Source organism: Synechocystis sp. LEGE 06083, assembly GCF_015207725.1.
In the GTDB taxonomy this organism is placed as follows: Bacteria; Cyanobacteriota; Cyanobacteriia; order Cyanobacteriales; family Microcystaceae; genus Synechocystis; species Synechocystis salina.
The window spans coordinates 1-7,170 of sequence record NZ_JADEWJ010000202.1; the positions used below are offsets into that span (position 1 = coordinate 1).

The window sequence follows — 7,170 nt, forward strand, 5'->3', positions numbered from 1 at the left end:
CACTGATAAGCTGCGTTTGTCAAAGCTACTTGCTCTCTTGGCCATCGCTTTTGTCTGGGCGATGAAGGCCGGTATATGGAGACATTCACACAAGCCGATTCGCATTATCAGGGCCCATGGTCGTCGGGCTCGTAGTCTCTTTCGCTATGGCTTTGATCTACTACGCCGTTTTTTCATTTTTCCTACCCCATCTCTACCTGAGTCAGGATTCTGCCCCATACAACTTTTGTCCTGTACTTATCAACTGCCTAATAACCAGGCAAAAAGAATTTACAATTTTTTACAAAATGCTCAAATTATGGTCTGGTTCAGCTCAAGAAACTAGCTGAGCGGTAGCAGTCACTAGACCCCATGCCGAGATACGTGTAAAACCATTCACTTGGAATCGCCAGTGATAGCCCAAGCAATCAGAAGAAATATTTTCCCCCATTCGATAGACTTTGTCAGTATAGCGGCGGGAAAAAATCACTGCTCAACACCGAAGGAACAAGCCTAAACCTTGCTTGCAGGAAACTCTACAGTGGTTGCCCCTTGTGCGCCGCCTTGAGCTTATCTATTTGCTGGCGATCGCCTTAGGGAAGATAGTGTAAATGCTCTAACCAGTGGTAGTGAGAGGGATTGAATAAACCTAACGCCTTAGGTTATTCTGGGTTTATCCATCAATGAATTATGCCTAAAATCTTTGAAGACCCTAGGCATGGCCTGACGGTTTTCATTTATACCAACGACCATGTCCCTGCCCATGTTCACGTCTTTCTGGGTCGGAAAAGTTCCCGCAATCAACCGGGCATTAAGATCAATCTCGGTTCAGAGGATCAAGCTCCCTCGTTAGTGACCGTTGACCCCAGTACCAGTAATCGGGATGCTATCAGAGCATTAAAGCTAGTGGCTGAACACCAAGAATTATTTTTGCAGGAGTGGAACCGTATTCATGGCACGTAATTGGACAATAGATTTTAACGAGGAAGCCATTGCTGACCAAATAGCCCAGGCAAAAGAAACGGCGATCGCCGAGGAAAATGCCGGCCCCTGTGCCCGCCAGGTTGAATATGACCATCAACGGAATTTAATTGTCTTTTATTTCGCTAATGGTTCACAGTTTGCCGTACCACCAGATTTGATTCAGGGTTTGCAGGGGGCAACAGTGGAGCAATTAAATAATGTTTGGTTGGATCGGGCGGGGTTAAGTGTGCACTGGCCAAGTCTAGACGCAGATTTTAGTATTCTCAGCTTAGTTCAAGGAATTTTCGGCACGAAGGCTTGGATGGCGGAGATTGGCCGTCAAGGGGGAAAACAGACTTCTGAAGCTAAACGGAAATCATCCCGTGAAAATGGCCAAAAGGGTGGGCGTCCAAAAGGTTCTGTAAAGGTAGTCAAAATTTAGGTTTGTTTTGCTCTAAGGAGAAAAAACTAACGTAGTGTCTCTCAAGATAAAAATGACATTCCCCAAATGTCAGCAGACTTTGCCAGGGGTTTAATGGCACACCGCATAGCAGATCTCTGCGAGATCGCCAAAAGATCAGTCAAGCCATATTCCGGGCAACGACCATTTCAACCCTTAATTATCTTGGTTAGCAACAAACTGATTGACTAAGGCGACATCAATGTCTAACTCCTTAGCAATTTCGGCGATCGTAAGACCTAATTTTTTCAGCAAGGGTATGGTTTCTAGTTTCGCCTCCAGCCTACCTTCTAGTTTCCCGGCAATTTTACCTTCCTCTAAAATTTCTTGATAGACAGCGGATTCCTTCATAATTTCACTCCTTAAAATTGTCTTGATAAGCTCAGGGGCCAGCAGAATTCCTCCAAAAATCGAGGTTGCCGCCATGAGATTTGCCTTAACTCGATTATCCTCAATCTGATCTAGTGCAGTCGCCACTTCCCTCAATTTTAATGCCGGGTCAGAGGTCTGCGTCAATACCGCTAGGGGCAACAACCCTGGACTTTGGAGAAATGTTTCCGATGGTTGTTCCCAGAGCCGAATCACTTGATAACGATGGACAGTCTCCCCCACCTGAAAACTGTCCTGATAAACTAAGTCATTATTACTACGTTTAAAGCCCGTCTTTCTGTGGGGTTTAAATTTGATGGCACCGTGGATTACCACCGTGCATTGAGGATGTTGTAGGCGATCGCCGTTTTTTGGTTTCGTAAAAATAACAAGCACCATAGCCAATGCTATAAATTAGGCTCGCGTTACTGGTGATGCCAATCACCACCCCCAAAATTGGAATCAACTCAAACAGACTCAGTCCTGATTTGATCAGATTGGCGCTACCGGATGCCAGAAAAAAAAGGGCTAATACTTCTCCACGTCGGCTGGGTTCATGAACCGAAAACCCATAAATGGCAGCAATACGATAAATCATTTCTGCCTGTAACGCCGTTGTTGCAGTCAAATCCGCCATTAAAAGGGTCAAGGCCAAGGGGGGAATAAAATTGGTCATTAAGCCAATGCCTCCGGCTTTGATAGCGGTTTCCACAATCACCCGCTGGGCTAACTGAGCTTGGGTTTCCAGGGGATATTGACCACGCAAGGCCATCACCTCTCGTTCAACCTTTTCGCTATTTACTTGACCTAAAGCTGCCAAAAGCCACTGGAGTCCAGGCATTTTGGTACTGAATTGCATTAGAGGATGTTCGGCGATCGGAGTGACAAAAGCTCCTAGTTGTTCTGTGCCCTGTTCAATTTGCTCCCGTAGGGTGTCGGGCGTTTTTTGTAGAGCAACAAGAAGATCATTAAGCAGAGTTTCAGGATCGAAAAATTGAGAATTCATAGTAGCAAAAAAGAGACGACTCAATCAAAATTTTTAGCTTATGTGGGGTCAAAGTACGGGAACAAAAAAAGGGTGGCAGAGGCGAAGACCTATATCCAGCAAGGATTTGACAAATGTGGTAAAAAGAAGGTGAGCTAGGAATAACCAAAACCAAAGCATCATCCCCGTTATGAATGAGATTAAACGAATTCAGGCAGCATTGCGAGAGCATCTACTTGCAATAAGGGTTTGAAGCTTGTCAAAATTGCTTAGGGTGCAATATTTTCCGCTCTATGGCGTGACCCCTATTTGCTTAAACAGGGTTACAAAGCCAAGATTAGCGGTGGCTAAGGGGCCTGTGCCGAAACCGCCTCTCAAGCAATTAGAATTATTACTAATTATTCTGTTTTAATGACTATTCATGGATTTCAAAGCCGCCCCTAATCGTTTTAACCCCTGGGAACAATCAAAGCGATCTAGATGCACTTCAATAAAGGTTGGGGAAGAGAGATGGTGACAGGCTTTTTCTAGGGCTGTTTCCAACTCAGTTTCCGTGCGGACTTCACAACTCCAACAGTCGCCAAACACCTGGGGTAATTGATGATATTTCCACGGTTGTAGGTCGTTGTAAACATTGTCTTGAATGACTCGTTCAATGGTGTAGCCATCGTTATTTATCAGGAAAATAATCGGGTGTAACCGGTGGCGAATAATGGTGGATAATTCCTGGGCCGTCATCTGGAAGGCCCCGTCCCCCACAATAGCGATCACCCGTCGATCCGTGGCGGCCAAGCTGGCCCCTAAACAAGCGGGAATGGAATAGCCAATGGAAAGGTAGAAGGCTTGGCCAATAAATTCGGCGGCCTGGGGCATGATCAAATCCATCGTAGCCACAATGGCATCCCCCGTATCAGAAATGACTAATTGGGGATCTGTCATCTCCGTTAAAAAATGATTGAGTCGTTTGTAAAAATAGGCATTGGTTAATTTTTGCTCGGCAGTGGGAGTGAGGGGTTCTGACAATAAAGAAGCGGCAGGGATAATGTCTAAATTATGGCGAGGGGAATTATGCCACTGTTGACAAAGTTCGTCCAAAAAATCCCCTAAATAAACTGGTTGATAATAGTGATGTTTAATTTTGACCTTTTCAGAATTGGCATTAATTAAGCGTTGTTCTTCGAGTTTGGCGGTGTAAACCCCTAAATTCATGTCGGACATAATCGCCCCTAAACAAAGCACACAATCTGCTTTTTCTACGGTTTCATGGACGGCTTGACGACTCAGAGCGCCAACATAGGTGCCGATAAATTGGGAATGGGTTTCGGCAATACAGGATTTACCCAATAACGTAGTAGCAATGGGAAAACCCGTAATTTCTAGGAGTTTTAATAATTTATCTTCGAGGTCAAAACGATGAAATTCCACCCCGGCTAAAATCACAGGGGACTTGGCCTGACTTAACAGGGCGATCGCCTCTTGAACGGCTTCAGCGCAGGCATCGACATCAGTTAATGTTTCAGCAAACGCTGGGGGAGCAGCAGAAACTGGACAGGGTTGCTGGGCAATATCCGTGGGAATTTCAATGTAAACGGGACGACGATAATGGGCACAGGCCGCCAGGGCTTGATCGATTTGTTGGGCGGCTTGGTTCACATCATTGATTACCACTGCCATCACCGTGGCTTTCTCTAGAATTTTGTATTGTAAATTCAAATCCCCCGTCGTATGGTGCAACATCAGATGGGAGCGACGATTGGCCCGACTCGGAGCACCACTAATCACCACCAACGGCACCCGTTCAGCGTAGGCTCCCACTACGGCATTGATCAAACTAAACGCCCCGACGCCATAGGTTACACACACTGCCCCCATGCCCCGCATCCGGCCATAGGCATCTGCCGCATAACCCGCATTCAACTCATTACAGGTGCAGACTAATTCCACAGGACTATTAATCAATTCATCCATCAGCCCCAGCACATAATCCCCCGGCACCCCAAAGATATGACCGACATTAAAGGCCCGCAGGCGATCGCCGAGATAGAAACCTACTGTCATTGTTGTGTCCATTGTTTACCTCTAGGGTAGGGACTTATTTCTTACTGTACTCAGCTTTGGGGGAATTGCAGGGAAAAATGTTTACCAGGGGAATCCTTTAGCCAATAAAAGTCCGTAGCCATTTCTGGGAGAATAATTCAACTAATAAATCCCCTGGATGGTTTCAGGCTTAGCGTGCATGTGGTTCCATTACTACTCAAACCCCTCTATGGCCTGACCCCTATAGGCTGGGGAAATAACGATCGCCAAAATATCTTTAGGTCACTAATGAGAATCGGAGTCCGCCCGGCTAAAGCCCGGCTTGCTGTGGGGTCTAAATTTGATGACACCATGGACTACCACCGTGCATTGAGGATTTTGTAGGTGATCGCCTAATGAAAACTACTCATCAATTGATTTTCTCAGGGCCTTAACTGCACTGCGTTTGGTTTTAGCATCCAGACGCTTTCGTTGGGAACTGTAGGTCGGTTTTGTGGGCCTACGGGGCTTGGGTAAAGTTATAACGCTACTGATTAGCCATTGGAGTCGTTGTAAGGCTTCCTCTCGATTCTGCTCTTGGGTACGATGAGACTGGGCTTTAATAATTACGATGCCATCTTTAGTGATGCGCCGATCATTGAGGTTTAATAGCCGTTTTTTATAGGCATCGGGTAGAGAGGATGCCCCAATATCGAAGCGGAGGTGAATGGCGGATGCCACTTTATTCACATTTTGACCACCTGCTCCCTGGGAGCGAATAGCGGTCATTTCGATTTCGGTTAGGGCAATACTGAGGCTTTTGGTTATCTGCAACATAATATTTTTATTGTTTATTTTCAAGATAATCTTTTTGGAGCAAGACTTTGGAAATTTTTAGAATGAGTTTAAAGTTATTAGTGGTTTACATAATTTTCTGAGCTATGGCGCAAATGGGAACTCTTTGGCTCTGAAAAAAGTAATAAAAACTCAGGCGATCGCCAATATTTAAACTTTTCTCTTACGGTTAGTTAATTAGATGCTCTATTGGTTATTATTAATTATTTTTGCAAGTTTCATATCAATCTTGTTTTTTCAGCCTCACTGGATACTCGCAATAATTGAATTACTTATTCCCGGAGTTGTTTATTTTGCAAAAATTGATGGTAACTTGATTGCACTGACAATTGATGATTCACCTGATAAAGATACAACACAAATTTTACTTAATATCTTGAGAGAAAATCAAGTAAAAGCAACTTTTTTTATCATTAGCAACCAAGTTTTTGCGAATGAAGCAATCATCCAAACTATGGTCACAGATGGGCATGAATTAGGCAATCACATGACTGAAGATAAACCAAGCATTAAACTATCTCCAGAAGAATTTGCAACTGATCTATTAAAAGCCCACTCTGTAATTTCAAGATTCGATAAGATTCATTGGTTTCGTCCGGCTTCAGGTTGGTACAACTCAGAAATGCTCAAGACAGCAAAAAAGAATGGTTATCGAACAGCTTTAGGATCTGTCTTTCCTTATGATACTCTTATTGAATCGTCTTGGTTTGCTGTAAATTATATTCTTTTTAATATTCGACCTGGTTCTATTATTGTTTTACATGATGGAAATTCAAGGGGACAGAGAACTGTAAAAACTTTGATAAAAATATTACCAATACTGAAAAATAGGGGTTATAAGTTTGTTACACTTTCAGAGCTTTTTACAAAAGATAATTCAATAAGCGGACAATTTTTCTGATACCGATAACTACTCATACCCAGATTCGAGACATCTGCCACTCCTACTTTAGGTCTTAATCGATCGCCAGAGGAAAAGTATTGTCCGACGCTGAAAAGTCGGGGTAGTAGGAAGGAAAGTCCGCCCGGCTAAAGCCAGGTTTTCTGTGGGGTTTATATTTGACGGCACCGTGTATTGAACCCATGGATAATAACCCAAAAATTACTAGGGGTTAGTGGCGTACCGCAAAGCCGATCTTTAGGCGATCGCCTAAAGATAAGTCAAGCCATATTTCGGGCAACGACCATTTCAACCCTTAATTATTCTGGTTAGCGACAAACTGATTGACTAAAGCAACATCAATATCCAATTCCTTGGCAATTTCGGCGATTGTAAGACCCAATTTCTTCAGCAGGGGTATGGTTTCCAGTTTTGCTTCCAGCCTACCTTCTAGTTTGCCTTTGAGTAAGCCTCGTTGTTCCCCTTCCCGTAAGATTTCTTGATAGACAGCGGATTCCTTCATTATTTCACTCCTTAAAATTGTCTTGATAAGCTCAGGGGACAGCAGAATTCCTCCAAAAACTGAGGTTGCTGCCATGAGATTTGCCTTAACTTGATTATCCTCAATCTGATCTAGTGCAGTCGCCACTTCCCTCAATTTTA

The 7,170-nt window shown here is 44.0% G+C and carries 8 protein-coding genes and 2 pseudogenes; 4 read left to right on the top strand and 6 right to left on the bottom strand.

The genetic code is table 11. From position 1 onward, the window contains the following. From IQ219_RS14285 to IQ219_RS14295, 3 genes and pseudogenes are all read left to right on the top strand, one after another. Nucleotides 1-238, top strand: a pseudogene (locus tag IQ219_RS14285) (IS4 family transposase); the annotation flags it as partial. A 431-nt stretch (nt 239-669) separates the two neighbouring features. Continuing rightward, on the top strand, nt 670-942 hold the full coding sequence (locus IQ219_RS14290) for a DUF4160 domain-containing protein (protein WP_194073051.1): 273 nt from the start codon (nt 670-672) through the stop codon (nt 940-942). After that, a complete protein-coding gene (locus IQ219_RS14295) occupies nt 932-1,384 on the top strand; it encodes a DUF2442 domain-containing protein (protein ID WP_190599863.1) in 453 nt (150 codons plus the stop codon). The genes IQ219_RS14290 and IQ219_RS14295 overlap by 11 nt, the downstream gene beginning before the upstream one ends. Nucleotides 1,385-1,558: 174 nt before the next feature. Here the strand turns inward: IQ219_RS14295 and IQ219_RS14300 are convergent. The 4 genes and pseudogenes from IQ219_RS14300 to arfB form a co-directional block, all read right to left on the bottom strand. Then, nucleotides 1,559-2,056: pseudogene (locus tag IQ219_RS14300) on the bottom strand (Rpn family recombination-promoting nuclease/putative transposase); the annotation flags it as partial. A gap of 22 nt (nt 2,057-2,078) precedes the next feature. Then, nucleotides 2,079-2,777 (bottom strand): EcsC family protein, encoded by a 699-nt coding sequence (locus IQ219_RS14305; protein ID WP_194073052.1) that lies wholly within the window; start codon nt 2,775-2,777, stop codon nt 2,079-2,081. Between the two features lie 387 nt (nt 2,778-3,164). Beyond that, entirely contained in the window at nt 3,165-4,826 is a 1,662-nt protein-coding gene (locus tag IQ219_RS14310; RefSeq protein WP_228017123.1) for an alpha-keto acid decarboxylase family protein, read from the bottom strand. A gap of 369 nt (nt 4,827-5,195) precedes the next feature. Continuing rightward, nucleotides 5,196-5,609 carry an alternative ribosome rescue aminoacyl-tRNA hydrolase ArfB gene (arfB, locus tag IQ219_RS14315; RefSeq protein WP_190599865.1) on the bottom strand — a complete coding sequence of 138 codons (414 nt, stop codon included), beginning with the start codon at nt 5,607-5,609 and terminating at the stop codon, nt 5,196-5,198. Between the two features lie 199 nt (nt 5,610-5,808). On the opposite strand from arfB, the gene IQ219_RS14320 reads away from it, so the two are divergent. Beyond that, a complete protein-coding gene (locus IQ219_RS14320) occupies nt 5,809-6,528 on the top strand; it encodes a chitin deacetylase family protein (RefSeq protein ID WP_194073053.1) in 720 nt (239 codons plus the stop codon). Between the two features lie 55 nt (nt 6,529-6,583). Here IQ219_RS14320 and IQ219_RS20415 read toward each other — a convergent pair whose 3' ends face one another. Both IQ219_RS20415 and IQ219_RS14325 read right to left on the bottom strand, forming a co-directional pair. Continuing rightward, nucleotides 6,584-6,712, bottom strand: coding sequence for a hypothetical protein (locus IQ219_RS20415; protein WP_255512827.1), 129 nt, complete (start codon nt 6,710-6,712; stop codon nt 6,584-6,586). Between the two features lie 111 nt (nt 6,713-6,823). Then, nucleotides 6,824-7,170: Rpn family recombination-promoting nuclease/putative transposase (locus IQ219_RS14325; protein WP_194073054.1), on the bottom strand; the 347-nt coding region annotated here is incomplete at its 5' end.

Bases quoted from the DNA above. Each gene is read 5' to 3' on its own strand.
- IQ219_RS14290 (WP_194073051.1), top strand. From the start codon at position 670: ATGCCTAAAATCTTTGAAGACCCTAGGCATGGCCTGACGGTTTTCATT.
- IQ219_RS14295 (WP_190599863.1), top strand. From the start codon at position 932: ATGGCACGTAATTGGACAATAGATTTTAACGAGGAAGCCATTGCTGAC.
- IQ219_RS14305 (WP_194073052.1), bottom strand. From the start codon at position 2,777: ATGAATTCTCAATTTTTCGATCCTGAAACTCTGCTTAATGATCTTCTT.
- IQ219_RS14310 (WP_228017123.1), bottom strand. From the start codon at position 4,826: ATGGACACAACAATGACAGTAGGTTTCTATCTCGGCGATCGCCTGCGG.
- arfB (WP_190599865.1), bottom strand. From the start codon at position 5,609: ATGTTGCAGATAACCAAAAGCCTCAGTATTGCCCTAACCGAAATCGAA.
- IQ219_RS14320 (WP_194073053.1), top strand. From the start codon at position 5,809: ATGCTCTATTGGTTATTATTAATTATTTTTGCAAGTTTCATATCAATC.
- IQ219_RS20415 (WP_255512827.1), bottom strand. From the start codon at position 6,712: ATGGGTTCAATACACGGTGCCGTCAAATATAAACCCCACAGAAAACCT.